Genomic DNA, 21,199 nt, shown 5'->3' on the forward strand with positions numbered 1-21,199 from the left:
CAGGATTCAGGGACGATAGGTTCCGCTTTTCAGCTGTTCGACCAGGATGGCGGCCTGGCTGTCCAGCCCCTCCTGCTGTTGTTTGCTCAGGGAGTGGTAGAGGCTGAAACGGCTGGCCGACACCTCGGCAGCGTTCTGGAACGACTCGCTCACCTTGCCCCACAGATAGGCCTGCCCGTACTCCTTCTGGCCCATGTAGAGGGTGCTGAGGGAGGTGAGGATGCGGCCGTTCACCTGATCCCCTTCCCGGTAGAGAGAGAGGGCGTGTTGCATCAGCGCGATAGCCTTTTGCGGCTCGCGCTTGGCATAGATGCCCCCGAGCGCCAGCTGCAGTTCGGGCTCCTCGAGCGCGGGCTGCCCCTCCAGCGCCAGAAACTGCTGGCGGGCCAGCTCGTTGGTGTTGTTGGTCCAGTGCCAGAGCAGCAGATAGGGATCCTTGGCATTGCGGGTAGCGGCATCGAGCTGGGCCAGCTGGTCGCCGGCCGCCAGCATCCCCTCCACCCGCGGGCTCTTCTGCTCGCGGGCATTCTTGTACTCGATGTTGGTGGAGCGCTCGGCACATTTGAGGTAGCGCTCCAGGCTGCGCATCAACTCGTACTGATGCCGCTCCGTCTGCTCCGCCTGCAGATAGTAGCGGGCCCGGATGATGTCGCTGCGCTCATAACGACACCAGCCGTCGTCCACCAGATCCTGACAGAGGGCCGGATAGTTGGCACAGATGTTGTGGATCCTGTCATCGTCACAGGCGGTGAGCACCAGGCCGCAACAGAGGCCGAACAGCAGGGTTCTAGCTGGAAAAGGGGTCATGGTTCACATCTTGTTGGTAACAATTGCAGCCCGCTATAGCCACCCTTGGCTAGCAAACGAATTACATATCCATTACAATGCGCGCGCCGTATAAGGCCGCGATTGCAGAATAATATAACGAAATATACACCCCTACACTGATCTGCATTCGACGAATTTCTATTTGCCCCAACAACGTGAAATAAAGGATCTGGTTAATGACCCACGAGCACTATCTGCAGGCGTGGCAGGAGAGCCAGGAGCTCGCCGAAGCCATGCAACCCCTGATCGGTCGCCTCTACCGTCAGCAAGGGATCGAGATCACCATCTTCGGACGCCCGCTGCAAAACGCCTCCACCATCGATATCCTCAAGGCCCACCGGGTCGTTCGCCGCCACCAGGGAGCCCCCCTCCCGATCCAACAGAGCTTTCCCCTGCTGCAAGCCATCCTGGCCCTGAACCCGACCGCCGCCGAGATAGATCTGGGCAAGCTGGCCGTGGGTTACTGGCAGGATCACCAGGATGAAGCCGGCATCGACGACTACCTGCGTGCCAAGCTGGCACCGGCTCTGGGTCGCGGCGTACCGGCTCCGACCGACGTGGTGTTGTACGGCTTTGGCCGCATCGGCCGTCTGCTGGCCCGGTTGCTGATCGAGCGCACCGGCGCCGCCAACTCCCTGCGGCTGCGCGCCATCGTGGTGCGTGGCGGCCGCGACGGGGATCTGGAGAAGCGTGCCAGCCTGCTGCGCCGTGACTCGGTGCACGGCCCCTTCAACGGCTCCATCGAAGTGGATAGTGAACGCAGCGCCATCATCGCCAATGGCACCTTCATCCAGGTGATCTATGCGAACAGCCCGGCCGACATCGACTACACCGCCTACGGCATTCACGATGCGCTGATCGTCGACAACACCGGCGTCTGGCGTGACGAGGCGGGTCTGTCCGAACACCTCAAGGCGCGTGGCGCCGCCCGGGTGCTGCTGACCGCTCCCGGCAAGGGGGAGATGAAGAACGTGGTGTTCGGGGTCAACCACGAGGTGATAGGGCCCGATGACAAGATCATCTCCGCCGCCTCCTGCACCACCAACGCCATCACCCCTGTGCTCAAGGTGATGCAGGACAAGTACGGCATCCGCCACGGTCACGTGGAGACGGTCCACTCCTACACCAATGACCAGAACCTCATCGACAACTATCACAAGGGCGAGCGACGCGGTCGCAGCGCGGCCCTCAACATGGTGATGACCAGCACCGGCGCCGCCAAGGCGGTGGCCAAGGCGCTGCCCGAGCTCAAGGGCAAGCTGACCGGCAACGCCATCCGGGTGCCTACCCCCAACGTGTCGCTGGCCATCATCAACCTGTCGCTGGAGCAGACCACCGATCGGGAGAGCCTCAACGCCTATCTGCAGCAGATGGCGCTGAGCTCGGCCCTGCATCGCCAGATCGACTTCAGCGCCAGCACCGAGCTGGTCTCCTCCGACATGGTGGGCTCCCGCTTTGCGGGCATTGTCGACTCCCAGGCCACCATCGCCGAGGGGGATCACTGCGTGCTCTACGTGTGGTATGACAACGAGTTCGGGTACAGTTGTCAGGTAGTGCGGGTGATGGAGCAGATGGCTGGCGCAGTCCGTCAGGATCTGCCTGCATAACCCGCCAGGATCTGCCGCTTAAGCCCGGGTTCATGGCTCAATTTCAAGGAGAAGGCCGGATGTCATTTCAACAAGGTGAGTTTTTGCAAGCAATCAGGCAGATGCCCGCAGAGGTGTACGAGCGCCTCAAGACCGCGGTCGAGCTCGGCAAGTGGCCCGATGGCAAACCGCTCACCGACGAGCAGAAGGCCACGTCGCTGCAGGCGGTAATGGCCTGGCAGGCGATGCACCTCGACAACCCCGAGCACATGAACATCGGCCGTGACGGCGAGATCGTGATGAAGAGCAAGAGCGAGCTCAAGCGCCAGTATCGCGACGAGGAAGAGATAGTGCGGGTCGACCTCAGCCACTGAGGCAGGCCGCACGTCACCTATCGCGGTAACAAAACGAAAGAGGGGAGCCATGATGGCTCCCCTCTTTTTTATCTCTGCAAAGTGATCCCCCTCATCCCCAGCCCTTCTCCCGCCAGGGGAGAAGGGAGCAGGCTCGCAGCTGCGAACCGTAAGCGGGCCACCTGCCGGCGATCTTCATGGCAAGCTTCGCGGCCAACAGCACCTCGAGCTATCCCCTCTCCCCTGGGGAGAGGGTTAGGGTGAGGGGGACACCAGTCAGGGGGTCAGCTCACCACGCAGGGACTGCTGCATCAGCTCGCGGATGCGCGGCGCCGGCAGATCCTGGCTCAGCAGGAAGTGCAGCTTGGTCAGCGCCGCCTCGGCGGTCATGTCAAAACCCGAGATGACCCCGGCCCGCGACAGGGCGTTGCCGGTGGCATAGCCCCCCATGTTGACCTTGCCGTGCAGACACTGGCTCAGGTTGACGATGATGACGCCGCGGGCGGATGCCTCGGAGAGCAGCGCCAGCATGGCCGGATTCTGCGGTGCATTGCCCACCCCGAACGAGAGCAGGATCAGCGCCCGCACCGGTTGCTGCAGGATGTTCGCAATCACCTCGGCCGAGATGCCGGGATAGAGGGTCACCACGCCGATGGGTTGAGGGGTGATGTCGTGCAGCACCAGCGGCCGCTCGGACGGCACGCCCAGCTCGCCTGCCTCCAGCGAGATGGCGATGCCGGCGTTGAGCAGCGGCGGGTAGTTCGGCGAGTCGAAGGCGTGGAAGCCGTCGGCGTGCACCTTCTTGCTGCGGTTGCCGCGATAGAGCTGGTTGTTGAAGAACAGCGTCACCTCGTGGATCGGGTAGTTGGCCGCAATGTAGAGGGCGTTGAGCAGGTTCTGCTGACCGTCGGAGCGCAGCTCGGCGAGCGGGATCTGGGAGCCGGTGATGATCACCGGCTTGTGCAGATCTTCGAGCATGAAGGAGAGCGCCGAGGCGGTGAACGACATGGTGTCGGTGCCGTGCAGGATGACGAAACCGTCGTATTTCTCGTAGTTGTCACGAATGTCCTCGGCGATGCGCTGCCAGTCCGCCGGAGTCATGTCGGAAGAGTCGATGAGAGGCGCATATTCGTGAATATGGTAATCCGGCATCTCGGGGCGATGGAACTCGGGCATCCGCGCCAGACAGTCTTCCATGAAGCCCGCCATCGGCACATAGCCGTGGTCGGAACGTTGCATCCCTATGGTGCCGCCTGTGTAGGCGATATAGATGGACTTCTTCACACCCTCTCCTCTTTGATGGGCACAACAGCCGCGAATCGTGGCTCAAACGGGACGAAACGGCGGCATCGACTGCCTGCCGCATTCGCCATGGGCCGAAAGCCCGCACATGATAGCGCGCCAGGCTGCCGGCTCACATCCCACCAGTGCCGTCCGCGGGCCAAAAACCGCCGAATTATAGGGACTGGCGCCCCAAATGACAGCCAGGAAATAGCCCTCACCCCGGCTTGCACCGCGACTAACCCGATAGTGTTAAATTTCACAACAAACACAATGAGCGACCATTTATCTGACAAATGTGGATATAAGTGGTGTTTTTTGCTACTATCCGCTCGATTTTTCATAAATCTCATCTGGATGCCTGATCAATTCAGGCCCGCACCGGTCCCATTCTTACGTGGGGCGGGGGCATGGCGCCCCTTCTTTGTTGGCACCTGAGCCACACTGTTTTTATCCCGGCTGAATCTGTGAGTCTGCATCAACGAAAGACACAGCCAATCAACATGGGAGTACTGAATGCTACAACTTGATTCCTACGCCACCCTGGTCGCAGCCACCCTGGTGTTGCTGCTCGGTCGTCTGCTGGTGACCCGAGTCGGGCTGCTGCGCACCTTCAACATCCCCAAACCGGTTGCCGGCGGCCTGGTGGTCGCCCTGGTGCTGCTGCTGCTGCGCGCCACCCTGCAAATGGAGCTGCAGTTCGATACCAGCCTGCAAACCCCGCTGATGCTGGCGTTCTTCGCCTCCATCGGTCTCTCCGCCGATCTCGCCAGCCTCAAGCGCGGCGGCAAGGCGGTGCTCACCTTCCTGCTGGTGGTCACCGGCCTGCTGCTGGTGCAGAACAGCCTGGGGGTGGGTCTGGCCACCCTGCTCGGTCTGGATCCCCACATGGGGCTGCTGGCCGGCTCCATCACCCTCTCCGGCGGCCACGGCACCGGGGCGGCCTGGGGCGCCACCTTCACCGAGAAGTACGGGGTGCAATCCGCCGCCGAGCTCGCCATCGCCTGTGCCACCTTCGGCCTGGTGCTGGGGGGCCTGATCGGTGGTCCGGTTGCCCGCTATCTGGTGAAGAAGGTGCAGGTGCCCGGCGAGGAGCACAACCGGGACGACGCGCCGCAAGGCTTCGAGATGCCGGACATGGAGCGCCCGCTCACCACCTTCAGCCTGATCGAGACCCTGGCGCTGATCGCCATCAGCCTGAAGGGGGGCGAGATGCTCTCCGCCTACCTCAAGGGCGGCGCCTTCGAGCTGCCGGTGTTCGTCTGCGTGCTGTTCGTCGGCGTGCTGCTGCGCAACGTGCTGACCCTGCTCAACTGGCACGAGGTGAGCGACCGCGAAGTCTCCCTGCTCGGCAACGTCAGTCTGTCGCTGTTCCTGGCGATGGCGCTAATGAGCCTGCGACTGTGGGATCTGGCCAACCTGGCGCTGCCCATCTTCATCCTGCTGGCGGCCCAGACCGTGGCCATGGCGCTCTACGCCATCTTCGTCACCTTCCGGGTAATGGGCCGCAACTATGATGCGGCCGTACTGGCAGCGGGCCACTGCGGCTTTGGTCTGGGGGCCACCCCCACCGCCATCGCCAACATGCAGGCCATCACCCAGCGCTTCGGTCCCTCCCACCTGGCGTTTCTGGTAGTGCCCATGGTGGGCGCCTTCTTCATCGACATCATCAACGCCATGGTGATCAAGCTGTTCCTGGCACTGCCCTTCCTGTAATTCCTTTCCCGTCAGACGTATATGAACAGAGCCCACCCCCTGGTGGGCTCTGTGCCATTTCTGCTGGCCAACTTCTCTGCACCACTTCCTTCATGGATAGCCGTGGCGAGACCCATAAACAAAAAGCCCCGCACTCGGCAGAGTGCGGGGCTTGGTCATGGCGGCCGTGTTCGCCGCGTTCAAGCACTTACAGGATAAAGGTCGAGACCTGCTTGTTCAGGTCGGTGGCCCGCCCCTTGAGACTCTCGGCCTGATCCAGATCGCGCATGGCGGCGGCGGTGATCTCGTCACTCACATCCTTGATGGCGGTGGTGTTCTGGGTGATCTCGCCGGTCACCTGGGTCTGCTCCTCGGCGGCCGTGGCGATCTGGCCTGCCATGTCGGAGATGAGGCTGACTGCCTGAGTGATCTCTTCGAGCGCAGCGGCGGCGGCATCGGCGTCTTTCACGCTGTTGTCCGCCAGCCCCTGGCTGGTCTGCATCAGGCTCACCGCGCGGGCCGTGGTCTGCTGTAAGGTCTCGATGGTGGACTGGATCTCCTGGGTGGAGTCCTGGGTACGGCGCGACAGCACCCGCACCTCGTCCGCCACTACCGCGAAACCGCGACCCTGTTCACCGGCACGGGCCGCTTCGATGGCGGCGTTCAGTGCCAGCAGGTTGGTCTGCTCGGCGATGCCCTGAATGGTGGAGAGGATGCCGGAGATGGCCTGGGCGTGGCGGCTCAGCTCGCCGATCACCTCGGTCGCCTGCCCCACTTCCTCGGCCAGACCGTTGATGGACTGACGAGTCTGGTTCACCAGCATCTTGCCCTGCTCACTGCTCTGGGCAGACTGCTGGGCCGCGGCGGCAGTGTTCTCGGCGTTGCCGGCGATCTCCATGGTGGCGCTCGCCATCTCGGTGACCGCGGTGGCGACCATGGTCACCTCCTGTTGCTGGCGCTGCAGCTCGTCCACGGCGGCCTGGTTGGTCACCAGACTGCGCTCGGCATCGGCGTTCAGTTCGTTGGCCAGCTGACGGATGTTGCCGATCAGCTGGTGCTGGCTGCCGACGAAGCGGTTGAAGCTGTTGGCCAGCTGACCCACCTCGTCGTTGGTGTCGATCTTGATGCGCTGGGTCAGATCGCCGTTACCGTCGGCGATGCGGGCCAGCGCCTGGGAGACCTTGCCGAGCGGGCCGAGCAGCAGGCTGACCAGCCAGGAGATGGCGAGGATGCTGCCCACCAGCACCAGCAGGGCCAGGCCGAGCTGAGTCATCAGCAGGGAAGAGAGCGGCGCCTCCAGAGTCTCCTTGTCCAGCACCAGCACCAGCTCCCAGTCGGTGTCGGGAATATCCACCGCCCACAGCAGCTTGTCGCGCCCTTCGCCGTCGAAGTAGGCCGGCACCAGGCTGTTGCTGGTCTTGCTCTGCTCGATCAGGGCATTGGTCAGATCGTTGTCGATCTCGGTGGCCGGTTTCATCGCCTTGGCCGCGTCCTTGTAGGCGATGACGGTGCCATCCTTGTGCATCATGATGGCGAAGCCGTCGGCCGGCAGCTTCATCTTGGTGACGTCTTCCACCAGGGAGGCGATGGAGAGGTCGCCACCGACCACGCCGCCCTGCGCCGGCTGGGCCAGGGTCACCACCATGATGTTGTAGGCCACGTCAAGGTAAGGCTTGGTGACGATCATGCCGCCCTTGCCCATCGCCTCCTGATACCAGCCACGGGAGCGGGGATCGTAACCGTCACGATTGATGGAGGGATCGGAGTCGTTCATCTTGCCGCTGCTCTCGCCAAAGTAGGTGAGCTGGAAGCGGCCGGAGACTTGCGCCTGTTGCAGGGCGTTGAGGGGTTCGGCACCGGCCTTGTTGCCGAGCGCCTGAATGACGTCGCGACGGGCCGCGAGCCAGTCACTGACGCTGGCGGCCTGCTGGTTGCCGAGGCGCTGCACCTGTTCCTGACTGCCTTGCAGCAACAGGGACTTCTGGCTGGTGTAGCTCTGCCAGGAGAGCAGCAGGATCACCAGCGAGAGGGCGATGACCACTGACAACAGTATCTTCTGCTTGAGTGATAGATTTTTCATCATGCGTTCTTCTTATGGAGGTCAGGAACAGGATTTCCCAAAAAGTGCACAGCACTGCGTAGTTATTAACGACCCGTCGGCACAAAACTGAACCGGAAAATGGGGCGGTGGGCGATATTTTCCACCGAGTTGGGGAAAACTGCACCAGAAATTGACTACCGGGCACGCACAAGGACAGCCGACCCTGTTTATTCCTTCCACAATTGGCTAGAATATCCCGTTTTTAAATCACATCGACCCCGAGAGTTTTCACGATGTTTGAAGTCAATCCTGTATTAAACAAGCTTAAGGAGCTGTCTGAGAGGACCGAGCTGCTTAGGGGGTACCTTTGACTATGACGCCAAGAAAGAGCGTCTAGAAGAGGTCAACGCCGAGCTGGAACAGCCGGACGTCTGGAATGAACCCGAGCGCGCACAGGCGCTGGGCAAGGAGCGCGTCGCGCTGGAAAACGTGGTCGGCACCATCGACACCCTGACCCAGGGTGCTGACGACGTGGCCATGCTGGTCGAGCTGGCCGTGGAAGGTGAAGACGAAGATACCTTCAACGAAGCCGTGGCCGAAGCCGACGTGCTGGAGTCCAAGCTGGTGGACCTCGAGTTCCGCCGCATGTTCTCCGGTCAGCACGATCCCTCCGACTGCTACATCGACATCCAGTCCGGCTCCGGCGGTACCGAGGCCCAGGACTGGGCCAACATGGTGCTGCGCATGTACCTGCGCTGGGGCGATGCCCACGGCTACAAGCCGGAGCTCATCGAATGCTCCGAAGGCGACGTGGCCGGCATCAAGTCCGCCACCATCAAGTTCACCGGTGAGTACGCCTTCGGCTGGCTGCGCACCGAGACCGGCGTCCACCGCCTGGTGCGCAAATCGCCGTTCGATTCCGGCGGTCGTCGCCACACCTCGTTCTGCTCCGTGTTCGTCTACCCCGAGATCGACGATGACATCGACATCGAGATCAACCCGGCCGACCTGCGCATCGACGTCTACCGTGCCTCCGGCGCCGGTGGTCAGCACGTCAACCGGACCGAATCCGCGGTACGTATTACCCACATTCCCACTGGGGTCGTGGTACAGTGCCAGAACGATCGTTCCCAGCACAAAAACAAAGATCAGTGTATGAAGCAGCTGAAAGCCAAGCTCTACGAGCTGGAAATTCAGAAGCAGAATGCCGAGAAGCAAGCCCTCGAAGAGACCAAGTCCGACATCGGCTGGGGCAGCCAGATCCGTTCCTATGTGCTGGATGATGCGCGCATCAAGGATCTACGTACCGGCGTCGAAACCCGCAATACCCAGGCGGTACTCGACGGCGATCTGGACAAGTTTATCGAAGCTAGCCTGAAGTCAGGCCTGTAAAAAAAACAGAACAGCAGGAATCACCATGTCTGAACAAACCACCACTCCGGAAGTCGACCAAACTCTCGAACTGAACAACGAGATGCAGGAGCGTCGTTCCAAGCTGGCCGCCTTGCGCGCCCAGGGCAACCCCTTCCCCAACGACTTCCGTCGTGACCACCTCTCCGGCGATCTGCACGCCGAGTTTGGCGACAAGAGCGCCGACGAGCTGGCCGCACTGGGTAAACGGGTGAAGATTGCCGGTCGCATCATGACCCGCCGGATCATGGGCAAGGCGTCTTTCGCCACCCTGCAGGACATGGCAGGCAAGATCCAGGTCTACGTCACCCGTGACGACCTGCCGGAAGGCTTCTACAACGAGCAGTTCAAGAAGTGGGATCTGGGCGATATCGTGGGTGTCGAAGGTACCCTGTTCCGCACCAACACAGGCGAACTCTCCGTTCACGTCTCCGACATTCGCCTGCTGACCAAAGCCCTGCGCCCACTGCCCGAGAAGCACAAAGGTCTGACCGACCAGGAAGCCCGCTGCCGTCAGCGTTACCTGGATCTGATCGCCAACGAAGAGTCCCGCAAGACCTTCGTGACCCGTACCAAGGTCGTGGCCGGTATCCGCAAGTTCCTGAACGACAAGCGCTTCATGGAAGTGGAAACCCCCATGATGCAGGTCATCCCGGGTGGCGCCTCTGCCCGTCCGTTCATCACCCACCACAATGCGCTGGACATCGACATGTACCTGCGTATCGCTCCGGAACTCTATCTGAAGCGTCTGGTGGTCGGTGGCTTCGAGCGTGTCTACGAGATCAACCGCAACTTCCGTAACGAAGGTATCTCCGTTCGCCATAACCCCGAGTTCACCATGCTCGAGTTCTATATGGCCTACGCCGACTACATCGATCTGATGGATCTCACCGAAGAGATGCTGCGCACCCTGGCGCAAGACATCCTGGGCGACACCAAGATCCGTTACGCCAAAGAGGGCGAAGAGGGCCTGACCATCGATTTCGGTCAGCCGTTCCAGCGCCTCTCCATGGTTGACTCCATCCTGAAGTACAACCCGGATGTGACCCGTGACGATCTGGCGACCTTGGAGAAGGCCACCGCCGTCGCCAAGCGCCTGCACATCGAGCTGATGAAGAGCTGGGAGCTGGGCCACGTGATCACCGCGATCTTCGAAGAGACCGTGGAACACATGCTGCTGCAACCGACCTTCATCACCGAGTACCCGGCCGCCGTCTCTCCGCTGGCCCGTCGCAACGACCAGAACCCGGACGTCACCGACCGCTTCGAATTCTTCATCGGTGGCCGTGAGCTGGCCAACGGCTTCTCCGAGCTGAACGATGCGGAAGATCAGGCCGAGCGCTTCCAGGCTCAGGTTGACCAGAAAGCCGCCGGCGATGACGAAGCTATGTTCTACGACGCCGACTTCGTCACCGCGCTGGAACACGGTCTGCCGCCGACTGCCGGTCAGGGTATCGGTATCGACCGTCTGGTGATGCTGTTCACCAACAGCCACACCATCCGCGACGTCATCCTGTTCCCGGCTCTGCGTCCGCAGAAGTAAGGCCGTGGTAGAACGCTGCCGTCCATGACAATCAAAACGCCCCGCCACTGCGGGGCGTTTTTTATGGTGGACACAAACCGCTGGCGAACACTCAAGCCACCGTTAGTCTCGCGCTTATGAGGCAGGTGGCAGCTGCCACTCCCCCTGCCACAGGGTGACGGCCTGACCGGCCATCAGCACCCGATCTCCCTTCAATTCAAGCCGCAGCTCACCGCCCCTGGCCGAGATCTGGCGGGCCCGCAGTTGCTGTTTGCCGAGCCGTTCGGCCCAGAAGGGCACCAGGGCGCAGTGGTTGGAGCCGGTCACCGGATCCTCGTCTACCCCGACCCAGGGGGCGAAGTAGCGGGAGACGAAGTCATGGTCTGGATCGCGCGAAGGCGCCGTCACCATCAGGCCGCGACCGGGCAGCGCACGCAGGGCCTGAAAATCTGGGCTGAGCGCGCGGACCTCCTCCTCGCAGGCGAGCTCCAGCAAGAACTTGGCGCCAGCCGCCAGGGTGTGCAGTGGCTGGCAACCGACCGCCGCCGCATAGGCTGGATCCAGCTCGAGCGGCGCCGGGGCAATGCGCGGGAAATCGAGCCAGATCCACACCCCTTCGCGCCGGGCCAGCAGCTCGCCGCTGCGGGTCTCGAAGCCAATGACCTCATCCTCTGCCACCGCCCCCGTCTGCCACAATACGTGGGCCGCCGCCAGAGTGCCGTGACCGCAGAGATCCACTTCCAGCTCGGGGGTGAACCAGCGCAGCTGGTAGCGGGAGCGGCCCAAAGGCACCAGAAAGGCGGTCTCCGACTGGTTGAACTCGGCCGCCATGGCCAGCAGGGTGGCATCCGGCTGATTCGGCCCCAGCGCCACCACCGCCGGGTTGCCGCCAAAGGGGTGGCGGCTGAAGGCATTGACATGAAACAAGCTGATGATCGACATTCACGCTTCCTGTGTGGGTAATACGGGCTCATTCATTGCCCTTTATACCATGTGAACCCTGTCGACCTGAGTCGCCTTGCGACCCTTTCCATCATCTTTTTAATGCAGTAATAGAATAAAAAAGACATTTTTATTCTTTGTTGTTATCCATCACACCCCTTAACCTGACCAAAAATCAGACCATGGAAGACGTGTGTGATGCAATTGAAGGACTCCCTGACCAACCTGACTCCCCTCTCTGACGAGCAGCAGCGACAGCTGAGCCAGGCGCTATCGACCCTCAATACCCAGCAACTTGCCTGGGTGAGCGGTTATCTCTACGGTCTCTCCCAGGCGGGCAGCCAGCCTGTCGTGACCGGGGCAGCAGCCACCCCCAGCGGCAATCTGACCATTCTCTACGGCTCCCAGACCGGCAACGCCAAGGGCGTGGCCAGCGCCATCAAGGCGCAGGCCGAGGCCCGTGGCCTGCCGGTGACCCTCACCTCCATGGCGGACTACAAACCCAAGCAGCTCAAGAAAGAGACCCACCTGCTGCTGGTAGTGAGCACTTACGGGGAGGGTGAACCGCCGGAGAGCGCGGTCGATCTGTACGAGCAGCTCAAGAAGGGCAAGGTCGGCAAGCTGGAAGGGCTCAAGTTCGCCGTGCTGGGGCTGGGTGACAGCTCCTATGAGTTCTTCTGCCAGACCGGCAAGGACTTTGACAGCCTGCTGACCAAGGCCGGCGCCGACCGGGTGCATGAACTCGCCAGCCTGGACGTGGATTATCAGGATGCCGCCAAGGCGTGGGGCGAACAGGCGCTCAACGCCATCGCCGCCACCCTCTCTGCCGGCCCCGCCGGCAGCAGCGTAGCCAGCGCGGTACAGCAGGCGGTCGGCCACAGCCAGTACAGCAAGGAGAACCCCTTCCCGGCCAGGCTCTCGGTCAACCAGAAGATCACCGGTCGCGACTCGACCAAGGATATCCGCCACATCGAGATCAGCCTGGAAGAGTCCGGCATCCGCTATCAGCCAGGGGATGCGCTGGGCATCTGGTTTGACAACGATGCCGACCTGGTCGGTGAGGTCTTGGCGCTGGCTCATCTTTCCGGCGACGAAGCCACCGCTCGCGGTAGCCTGCGCGAGGTGCTCAGCCGCGAGCTGGAGCTGACCCGCTTGCACGGCGGCTTTATCACAGGGCTCGCTGACATATCGGACAACGCGGCCCTCAAGGATCTGGCCGGCGACAAGGCCCAGGTCAACGCCCTGGTGGCCTCTGCCCAGGTAGTGGATGTGCTCAAACGCTTCCCGACCGCGCTCACAGCCGAACAGCTGATCGGCCTGCTGCGCCCGCTCACTCCGCGCCTCTACTCCATCGCCTCCAGCCAGAGCGAGGTGGAGGAAGAGGTGCACCTGACCGTCGGCGTAGTGCGCTACCCGCAGGAAGACGGCACAGTGCGCAGCGGCGCCGCCTCCTCCTATCTGGCGGACCGTCTGCCGGAAGATGCCGAGGTGCGGGTATTCGTGGAGCACAACGACAACTTCCGCCTGCCTGCTAACCCCGATACCCCTGTCATCATGGTGGGCCCGGGCACCGGCATCGCCCCCTTCCGGGCCTTCTTGCAGGAGCGGGAAGCGCAAGGGGCCGACGGCAAGAACTGGCTCTTCTTCGGCAATCCGCACTTTACCCAGGATTTCCTCTATCAGGTGGAGTGGCAGCGCTATGTGAAATCCGGCCTGCTGTCGAAGATCTCCCTGGCCTTCAGCCGGGATCAGGCCAACAAGATTTATGTGCAGGACCGCCTGCGAGAGGCAGGGCTCGAGCTCTACCAGTGGCTGGAAGCCGGCGCACACTTCTATGTGTGTGGCGACGCCAACCACATGGCGAAAGATGTGCAGGAAGCCCTGCTGGAAGTGATTGCCGAACATGGCCAGAAGAGCCGTGAGGAAGCAGAAGAGTATCTGAGCGAATTGCGTCGTGCCAAACGTTATCAAAGGGATGTCTACTGATGAGCAAACAAGTTATTCCGGGACCGGTCGAAGGACCGCTGGCCGACAACGAGCGCCTCAAGCGCGAGAGCAACTTCCTGCGCGGTACCATAGAGCAGGATCTCAAGGACCCGCTCACTGGCGGCTTCAACGGCGACAACTTCCAGCTGATCCGCTTTCACGGCATGTATCAGCAGGATGACCGCGACATTCGCCCCGAGCGCGCGGCCCAGAAGCTGGAGCCACTGCACAACGTCATGCTGCGTGCCCGCCTGCCCGGCGGCATCATCACCCCGGCCCAGTGGCTGGTGATCGACAAGTTCGCCGAGGAACACAGCCTGTACGGCAGCATCCGCCTGACTACCCGCCAGACCTTCCAGTTCCACGGGGTACTGAAGCGCGACATCAAGCTGATGCACCAGACCCTCAACAGCACCGGCATCGATTCCATCGCCACCGCCGGCGACGTGAACCGCAACGTGCTCTGCACCAGCAACCCGGTGGAGTCCGAGCTGCACCAGGAGGCCTACGAGTGGGCCAAGAAGATCTCCGAGCACCTGCTGCCCAAGACCCGCGCCTACGTGGAGATCTGGCTGGACGGCGAGAAGCTGGGGGATGACGAGGAGCCGATCCTGGGTTCCAACTACCTGCCGCGCAAATTCAAGACGACCGTGGTGATCCCGCCCCACAACGACGTGGACATCCACGCCAACGATCTGAACTTCGTGGCCATCGCCGAAGGTGGCAAGCTGGTGGGCTTCAACGTGCTGGTGGGCGGTGGTCTGGCCATGACCCACGGTGACACCACCACTTATCCGCGCAAAGCGAGCGACTTCGGTTTCGTGCCGCTCTCCCACGTGCTGGAGGTGGCGGCCGCCGTGGTCAGCACCCAGCGCGACTGGGGCAACCGGGTCAACCGCAAGAACGCCAAGACCAAGTACACCCTCGAGCGCGTCGGCGTCGAAGCCTTCAAGGCCGAGGTGGAGAACCGTGCCGGCATCCAGTTCGGGCCGGTGCGCCCCTATGAGTTCACCAGCCGTGGTGATCGCTTCGGTTGGGTCGAGGGGATCGACGGCAAGCACCACCTGACCCTGTTTATCGAGAACGGCCGCCTGCTGGACTTCCCGGGCAAGCCCCTCAAGACCGGCATGCTGGAGATCGCCAAGGTGCACCAGGGGGACTTCCGCCTGACCGCCAACCAGAACCTCATCATCGCCGGCGTCCCGGCCGGCGAGAAGGCCCGCATCGAGGCTCTGGCCCGCCAGTACGGCCTGCTCGACGACGGCGTGAGCGAGCAGCGCAAGCAGTCCATGGCCTGTGTGGCCCTGCCTACCTGCCCGCTGGCGATGGCCGAGGCCGAGCGCATGCTGCCCGCCTTCGTCACCGACATCGAAGGCTTGCTGGCCAAGCACGGCCTGGCGGATGACGCCATCATCTTCCGGGTCACCGGCTGCCCCAACGGCTGCGGCCGCGCCATGCTGGCGGAGGTGGGTCTGGTGGGCAAGGCGCCGGGCCGCTACAACCTGCACCTGGGGGGCAACCTGGAGGGGACCCGCATCCCGCGCCTGCACCTGGAGAACATCACTGAGCCGCAGATCCTGGCCGAGCTGGACGCCCTGATCGGCCGTTGGGCCAAGGATCGCAACCCTGGCGAGTGCTTCGGCGATTTCGCCATTCGCGCCGGGATCATAGCCCCGGTCATCGACTCCGCGAGGGACTTCTATGCAGCCTGAACAGACTGATACAGCCCGGCTGGCGCGCACCGCCGACGGCCGGCTCGACCTCGACGCCCTGCTGGCCCTGGGCCGGGAGGAGCAGGTCGAGGCGCTGGCCCCCCTCAACCGGGCGCTGGACGCCATGAGCGCCCCCGAGCGGGTGCACTGGGCCCTGGCCAACCTGCCGGGGGAGCACGTGCTGTCGTCGAGCTTCGGCATCCAGGCGGCGCTGATGCTGCACCTGGTGAGCCGCGAGCGGGCCGACGTGCCCGTGGTGCTGACCGATACCGGTTATCTCTTCCCCGAGACCTACCGCTTCATCGACGAGCTGACCGAGCGTCTCGCCCTCAACCTCAAGATCTACCGGGCCGCGCTCACCCCTGCCTGGCAGGAGGCCCGCTTCGGCCTGCTGTGGGAGCAGGGAGTGGAGGGGATCACCCGCTACAACCAGCTCAACAAGGTGGAGCCCATGGACCGCGCCCTGAACGAGCTGGGCGCCCGCACCTGGTTCTCTGGCCTGCGCCGGGAGCAATCCGGCAGCCGGGGCAAGCTGCCGGTGCTGGCCATCCAGCGCGGTCGCTTCAAGTTCCTGCCGGTGATCGACTGGAGCAACAAGGACGTCTTCTACTACTTCAAGGAGTTCGACCTCCCCTACCACCCCTTGTGGGAGCAGGGCTACCTGTCGGTCGGCGACGTGCACACCACCACCAAGTGGGAGCCCGGCATGAGCGAGGAGCAGACCCGCTTCTTCGGCCTCAAGCGCGAGTGCGGTCTGCACGAGGAGAGTGGCGAGAGCGATGGCTCCGGCATCTAAGCCGGACTTTCCACCCGCACGGCTCCCATAAAAAACGCCCGGCAACTGCCGGGCGTTTTTCTTTGCGCAAAAAAGCGACCTACCGCCCTCATTACCTGGCGGCGGCGCGCGCCTGGGTCAGCCAGTCGTTCACCAGCGCCTCATGGCCCTTGAGCCAGGCATCGGCGTGACGCTCCACATCCGCCGGCTTGTTCTGTCCCTTGTTCATCAGGCCGTTCTGCACGTTGATGTCATTGAGTGGCAGCTTGACGATGGAGAAGAGCTTGGCGGCCGCCGGGTTGGCCTCGGCGAACCGCTTGTTGGCGACGATGTGCATTGTGTTGACCGGGAAGCCGTAGTTCTTGCCGTTCGGCAGCCGGGTCTTGGCCGCATCAGGGCCATCGGCGGGCACCTGTAGCCACACCACATCCCGGCCGGGCACCAGCTCGCTGCTGAGCCAGTAGGGGGTCCAGGTGTAGTAGAGCACCGGCTTGCCGCTCTTGAAGCGAGCCTGGGTATCGGCGATGAGCGCCGCATAGTTACCCTGCTTGTGGGTGACGGTGGGGGTCAGCCCGAACTCGGCCAGATGGCGGTTGATCGCCTCTTCGCAACCCCAGCCCGGGTTGCAACCGATGAGATCGGCCTTGCCGTCGCCATCGCCGTCAAACAGCGCAGCCAGCTTGGGATCCTTGAGCTGTCCCAGGTTGGTGATGCCATAGCGGGTCGCGGTCTGCTTGTCGATGAGATAACCCTGAGCGGCCCCGGCCACATAGGTGCCCTCACGGAAAAACACCTTGTCGCCGCCAGCCTGTTCGTACTTGTTGTTTTGCAGCGGTATCCAGTTGAAGGCCAGAAAAGTGCCATCCCCCTGCGCCACCGAGGCGTAAGCCACGTTGTAGTCCACCTCCTGAGCCGGCAGGACGTCATAGCCGAGGCGCGCCATCAGCTTGCTGACCAACAGGGTCTGAAAGCTCTCCTCCGGCAACGAGCTCTGCAGGGGCTGAACGCGCACGCCCTCCCCCGGCAGCTCGGTACTGGCCATGGCGAACGGGCCGAACAGCTGGGCGCTCAGCAGCAGGGAGCCCAGGGTCAGCGTCTTGGTGATCAGTCTCATGCATTTACTCCTTTGTAATCGATTGGCTTGTCGCGACCGAGCAGGCGCAGCAGCAGGGCGGCGGGGCCGCGCTGATACCAGCGTCCGGTCCGGTTGCGATCCGGCTGCCCCATCGCCTGGGTGAGGCGGTCGAGCACGATGGCCAGCAGCACTATGCCGAGGCCGCCGATGGAGGCGAGCCCCATGTCAAGCCGGCCGATGCCGCGCAGCACCATCTGGCCGAGGCCCCCTACCGCGATCATGGAGGCGATCACCACCATGGAGAGCGCCAGCATCAGGGTCTGGTTGACCCCGGCCATGATGGTGGGCATGGCGAGCGGCAGCTGTACCTTGAACAGCAGCTGGGAGGGGCTGGCACCGAACGAGTGGGCCGCCTCTACCAGATCGGAGGGCACCTGGCGGATCCCCAGCATGGTGAGCCGGATCATGGGCGGCAGCGCAAAGATGACGGTCACCACCACCCCGGGCACGTTGCCGATGCCGAACAGCATCACGATGGGGATGAGGTAGACGAACGCCGGGGTGGTCTGCATGGCATCCAGCAAGGGCCGGGTCCAGCGCGACAGTCGCTCGCTCCGCGCCAGCAGGATGCCGGCCGGCAACCCGAGCAAGACGCAGAAAAAGAGCGAGGTCAGTACCAGCGACAGGGTCACCATGGCATCGGACCAGGCGCCGATAAGCCCCACCATCACCAGCGAGACCAGGGTCCCCAGCGCCATGCGACCGTTCACCAGTTGCCAGGCGATCAGGGTCAGCAGGCCGATCATCAGGGTGGAGGGCACCGTCTGCAGCAGATGGGTCATGCCGTTCAGGGTCAGCTCCACCGGCGCGCGGATCAGCTGGAACAGCGGTCGCAGGTTCTCCACCAGCCAGCCGATGCCACCCTCGACCCAGCTGTCCAGCGGCACCAGCGCCTGCTGGAAGGGATCCAGCCAGTCGACGGCGGCTGTGGTATCCACCGTCTCGATCTGGTTCTGCCAGTCGGTGGCGGCGGTGGCGGTATCGCTCCAGGGATCGGCCACCTCGGTGGCACTGGAGGCCGTGGCGCCCCAGGGGTCGGCCGCCACCTCATCGGCCCGCAGGGAGGGGCTCGCCAGCAGCACCAGGGCCAACAGCCCGCTCAGCAAAAAATGGGAATTCATCCGCTTCATGCCGGGGTACTCCTGTCCAGGGTGTTCAGCAGGTTGGCCTTGGAGATGAGGCCCAGATAAGTGCCATCCTCCTCGACCACGGGCACCTGACAGTGGGCGGCCGCCACCTGACTGATCAGTTCGTTGAGGGCGGTGTCCGCCAGGATGGGCTGGATGTCCGCCAGCAGCGCCTGCTCCAGGCTGCCTTTGGCCCTTACCGCCTGACCGAGCGACTCCACCGAGACGACCCCGAGGAAGCGACGCCGGCGATCCACCACGTAACCGAACTCCCGCTCCTGCTCCTTGAGCTGGCGCAGAGCGTTGCCCGGCCCGTCGGTGGTGTGCTTCTTGATGAGCGGCATCTGCTTGCGGCTGGCCACGTCGCGGGCGCTGAATACATGGGCCAGATCCACCCCGCGAAAGAAGGCACGCACATAGTCGTTGGCGGGCTGGTTGAGGATCTCGTCCGGGGTGCCGACCTGCACCAGCTGGCCGTCCTGCATGATGGCGATGCGATCGCCGATGCGCATCGCCTCGTCCAGATCGTGAGAGATGAAGACGATGGTACGCTGCTGGCTGGCCTGCAGCTTGAGCAGCTCATCCTGCATCTCGGTGCGGATCAGTGGATCCAGCGCCGAAAAAGCCTCGTCCATCAGCAGGATGTCGGGGTCATTGGCAAGGGCACGGGCCAGCCCGACCCGCTGCTTCATGCCGCCGGAGAGCGCATCGGGAAAGGCATCGACCCACTGCCCCAACCCCACCTGCTGCAGCGCCTGGCGGGCGCTCTGCTGACGTTCCGCCAGCGGCACCCCGGCCAGCTCCAGCCCGAAGGCGGTGTTTTCCAGCACGCTCAGGTGCGGCATCAGGGCGAAGGACTGGAATACCATGCTGATCTTCTTGCGGCGTACCTGACGCAGCTCGCTGTCGGAGATGGCGGCAATATCCTCGCCATCGATCAGCACCTGACCGCGGCTCGGCTCGATCAGCCGGTTGAAGAGACGCACCAGGGTGGATTTGCCCGAGCCGGAGAGGCCCATCACCACGAAGATCTCCCCTTCGTCGATGGCCAGATTGACATCCTGGACCCCCAGGGTCTGCCCGGTTTTTTGCAGTATGCTGGCGCGGTCATGGCCTTTGGCCAGCAATTTGAACGCTTTTTCCGGCTGATCGCCGAAGATTTTGTAGAGTGATTTGACCTCGAGTTTGACTGTCATATTGTCCTTTTTTCTTGGCCGACGGGCTGCCTGGCAAACCGTCGAACGTGAGCCAATTACTTTTAACACTAAGCAATTAAAAGCAAAAACAAAATAACCAAAAGAGTCCCATCCGAATGAGATACATACAAGCAATTGATTTAGCTTGTTAATTTGAGCAACAAAAAACACAAACTTATATGCAAAGATCGACAATTGACTAATGCATTCGTTAGATAACTAATCGTTATTGCGTTTTGACAAACCAAGAAAAGTGAAAATCAGGCAGATTGGAGAGGGCAACCAGACAGGATCCCGCACAGGCCGAAGGACTAGGCAATTCCTTACGGCTCTATTGATAGACAGGCAATAAATAAGGGAATGCTAGAGGGCAGTTAAGTGAAGCAATAAAAAAGCTCCACATACTGGACAATACCAAGGCCGGGCACAGGCCATGTCCTGTTATCTGGTAACCAGTTCGGCACCTTTTGGGATTGGCTTGTACGAACTTTTGCAATAGTAACCGCAGTCACCGTTATCTTGTTTTCATGTGGTCTTGAGTACATCACCCCGCCGTGGTGGCCATTTAGGGAGACCTTGGGCCAGAACTGCCTCCAGCTCGCGCAGACCAGACCAGACACCGGGCGCTGCGGATGCGGGGGGCTGGCACATCTGCGCCAACAGTCCCGGAGCTTCGGGGTAATGAGTGGCAAAGTGGCGCGGCAGGGCTTCATAAGGCCACACCTCGGCGGGATCCTCCAGCGCAGGTGGCAGCGCATCAAAAGGCGCAGCCATCAGGGAATGCTCTACTACCGGCAAGGGCAACCCCGCCCATTGACGCAGGCGCAATACCAGCAGCACCTCCAGCGGCCAGTAGTGCCACCAGCCGATGATCGCCTCCTCTCGATGAAAACGGGGATCCTTGAGCTTGCCGTAAGTGTGCAAATGACATGCCTGGGTCAACAAATATCCCACCGTGCCCACATCGTCACTGTCCCACAAGGTCAACAGCGCTAGATAGAGCGGCTCCTGAGCCAGGTCGACGCCCAGTGGCAAGGGCCCCCACCCCAGAAAGCGGCTGGTGAGCTGCAAGGCAAAGGTTTCTATAAAATAGGGACGAATATACCTAGTCGCTGGGCAGATAGCCGGGGCGCTATGAACCAACGCCACACAATCCGTCAAACGACGGCGATCACCGAGCAAGGCCAGCAACATCGCCACATACCCCATGCGCCCAAAGTCAAATCCTGCATGAGGCTGCAACAGGTTCAACTGTCTGCTGCGATGCAACTCTATCTGGTAGTAACGCACCAGTTGCCAATAGAGCAGCGGATAGCGGCGATATTCTGTATGTGGCCAACGGCCTGCCAGCAGGCTTGTACCCAGCAAGTGATCCAGCTCCGCCAGGCAAACGCTCTCAACCCTTGGCAACACCGCGTATGCATCCCCTTCAGGAACGGGGATATTGGCGAGCGTCTTGTCAATCCATTGTCGATCTCTATCGTAAAATTGATTTTCACTGGAAACCCTTGCTAGCAACTTCTTGCGACAATAGGGCTCTCGCTTGGGAAAGCGGGGCCAGGAAGCGTAATCAAATTGGGCGAGCAAGGCGCTCAGGCAAGGAGACATAC

At 62.2% G+C, this 21,199-nt stretch carries 16 protein-coding genes; 8 read left to right on the forward strand and 8 right to left on the reverse strand.

Annotation, left to right across the window (positions count from 1 at the left end; genetic code table 11):
- Nucleotides 1-6: 6 nt before the first annotated feature.
- A complete protein-coding gene (locus I6L33_RS21405) occupies nt 7-807 on the reverse strand; it encodes a DUF2989 domain-containing protein (protein ID WP_216973315.1) in 801 nt (266 codons plus the stop codon).
- A gap of 197 nt (nt 808-1,004) precedes the next feature.
- On the opposite strand from I6L33_RS21405, the gene I6L33_RS21410 reads away from it, so the two are divergent.
- Nucleotides 1,005-2,435, forward strand: coding sequence for a glyceraldehyde-3-phosphate dehydrogenase (locus I6L33_RS21410; RefSeq protein ID WP_216973316.1), 1,431 nt, complete (start codon nt 1,005-1,007; stop codon nt 2,433-2,435).
- 59 nt (nt 2,436-2,494) lie between these two features.
- Nucleotides 2,495-2,788: a YeaC family protein gene (locus I6L33_RS21415; RefSeq protein WP_024941476.1), complete on the forward strand. Its 294-nt coding sequence runs from the start codon at nt 2,495-2,497 to the stop codon at nt 2,786-2,788.
- A gap of 255 nt (nt 2,789-3,043) precedes the next feature.
- Here I6L33_RS21415 and ansA read toward each other — a convergent pair whose 3' ends face one another.
- A complete protein-coding gene (ansA, locus tag I6L33_RS21420) occupies nt 3,044-4,051 on the reverse strand; it encodes an asparaginase (protein WP_005297986.1) in 1,008 nt (335 codons plus the stop codon).
- Between the two features lie 513 nt (nt 4,052-4,564).
- Between ansA and gltS the strand changes: the two genes are divergently transcribed.
- On the forward strand, nt 4,565-5,764 hold the full coding sequence (gltS, locus tag I6L33_RS21425) for a sodium/glutamate symporter (protein ID WP_017780300.1): 1,200 nt from the start codon (nt 4,565-4,567) through the stop codon (nt 5,762-5,764).
- 187 nt (nt 5,765-5,951) lie between these two features.
- On the opposite strand, the gene I6L33_RS21430 is transcribed toward gltS, so the two are convergent.
- Nucleotides 5,952-7,823, reverse strand: coding sequence for a methyl-accepting chemotaxis protein (locus I6L33_RS21430; RefSeq protein ID WP_017780299.1), 1,872 nt, complete (start codon nt 7,821-7,823; stop codon nt 5,952-5,954).
- A gap of 254 nt (nt 7,824-8,077) precedes the next feature.
- On the opposite strand from I6L33_RS21430, the gene prfB reads away from it, so the two are divergent.
- Together prfB and lysS are read left to right on the forward strand one after the other, a co-directional pair.
- A protein-coding gene (gene prfB, locus I6L33_RS21435) for a peptide chain release factor 2 (RefSeq protein WP_099358782.1) occupies nt 8,078-9,176 on the forward strand; the annotation gives its coding sequence in 2 pieces (ribosomal slippage) (nt 8,078-8,152 and nt 8,154-9,176; 1,098 coding nt in all).
- A gap of 25 nt (nt 9,177-9,201) precedes the next feature.
- Nucleotides 9,202-10,737 (forward strand): lysine--tRNA ligase, encoded by a 1,536-nt coding sequence (gene lysS / locus I6L33_RS21440; RefSeq protein WP_005297982.1) that lies wholly within the window; start codon nt 9,202-9,204, stop codon nt 10,735-10,737.
- Nucleotides 10,738-10,851: 114 nt separating this feature from the next.
- Here lysS and I6L33_RS21445 read toward each other — a convergent pair whose 3' ends face one another.
- Entirely contained in the window at nt 10,852-11,658 is an 807-nt protein-coding gene (locus tag I6L33_RS21445) for a PhzF family phenazine biosynthesis protein (RefSeq protein WP_216973317.1), read from the reverse strand.
- A 198-nt stretch (nt 11,659-11,856) separates the two neighbouring features.
- Between I6L33_RS21445 and I6L33_RS21450 the strand changes: the two genes are divergently transcribed.
- The 3 genes from I6L33_RS21450 to I6L33_RS21460 are packed head-to-tail and all read left to right on the forward strand — an operon-like array spanning nt 11,857 to nt 16,152.
- Nucleotides 11,857-13,644 carry an assimilatory sulfite reductase (NADPH) flavoprotein subunit gene (locus tag I6L33_RS21450; protein ID WP_216974154.1) on the forward strand — a complete coding sequence of 596 codons (1,788 nt, stop codon included), beginning with the start codon at nt 11,857-11,859 and terminating at the stop codon, nt 13,642-13,644.
- Nucleotides 13,644-15,356: an assimilatory sulfite reductase (NADPH) hemoprotein subunit gene (gene cysI, locus I6L33_RS21455; protein ID WP_216973318.1), complete on the forward strand. Its 1,713-nt coding sequence runs from the start codon at nt 13,644-13,646 to the stop codon at nt 15,354-15,356. Before I6L33_RS21450 ends, cysI begins: the two co-directional genes overlap by 1 nt.
- Nucleotides 15,346-16,152 carry a phosphoadenylyl-sulfate reductase gene (locus I6L33_RS21460; protein ID WP_216973319.1) on the forward strand — a complete coding sequence of 269 codons (807 nt, stop codon included), beginning with the start codon at nt 15,346-15,348 and terminating at the stop codon, nt 16,150-16,152. The genes cysI and I6L33_RS21460 overlap by 11 nt, the downstream gene beginning before the upstream one ends.
- Before the next feature lie 91 nt (nt 16,153-16,243).
- Here the strand turns inward: I6L33_RS21460 and proX are convergent, their stop codons facing one another.
- The 4 genes from proX to I6L33_RS21480 all read right to left on the reverse strand — a co-directional run bounded on the left by proX (nt 16,244) and on the right by I6L33_RS21480 (nt 21,197).
- On the reverse strand, nt 16,244-17,245 hold the full coding sequence (gene proX, locus I6L33_RS21465; RefSeq protein ID WP_216973320.1) for a glycine betaine/L-proline ABC transporter substrate-binding protein ProX: 1,002 nt from the start codon (nt 17,243-17,245) through the stop codon (nt 16,244-16,246).
- Entirely contained in the window at nt 17,242-18,396 is a 1,155-nt protein-coding gene (gene proW, locus I6L33_RS21470; protein ID WP_216973321.1) for a glycine betaine/L-proline ABC transporter permease ProW, read from the reverse strand. Before proW ends, proX begins: the two co-directional genes overlap by 4 nt.
- Nucleotides 18,393-19,589: a glycine betaine/L-proline ABC transporter ATP-binding protein ProV gene (gene proV / locus I6L33_RS21475; RefSeq protein WP_216973322.1), complete on the reverse strand. Its 1,197-nt coding sequence runs from the start codon at nt 19,587-19,589 to the stop codon at nt 18,393-18,395. The genes proW and proV overlap by 4 nt, the downstream gene beginning before the upstream one ends.
- A 525-nt stretch (nt 19,590-20,114) precedes the next feature.
- A complete protein-coding gene (locus tag I6L33_RS21480) occupies nt 20,115-21,197 on the reverse strand; it encodes a hypothetical protein (protein WP_216973323.1) in 1,083 nt (360 codons plus the stop codon).
- Nucleotides 21,198-21,199 lie beyond the last annotated feature (2 nt).

It is taken from the genome of Aeromonas sp. FDAARGOS 1403, assembly GCF_019047325.1.
GTDB lineage: Bacteria > Pseudomonadota > Gammaproteobacteria > Enterobacterales > Aeromonadaceae > Aeromonas > Aeromonas dhakensis.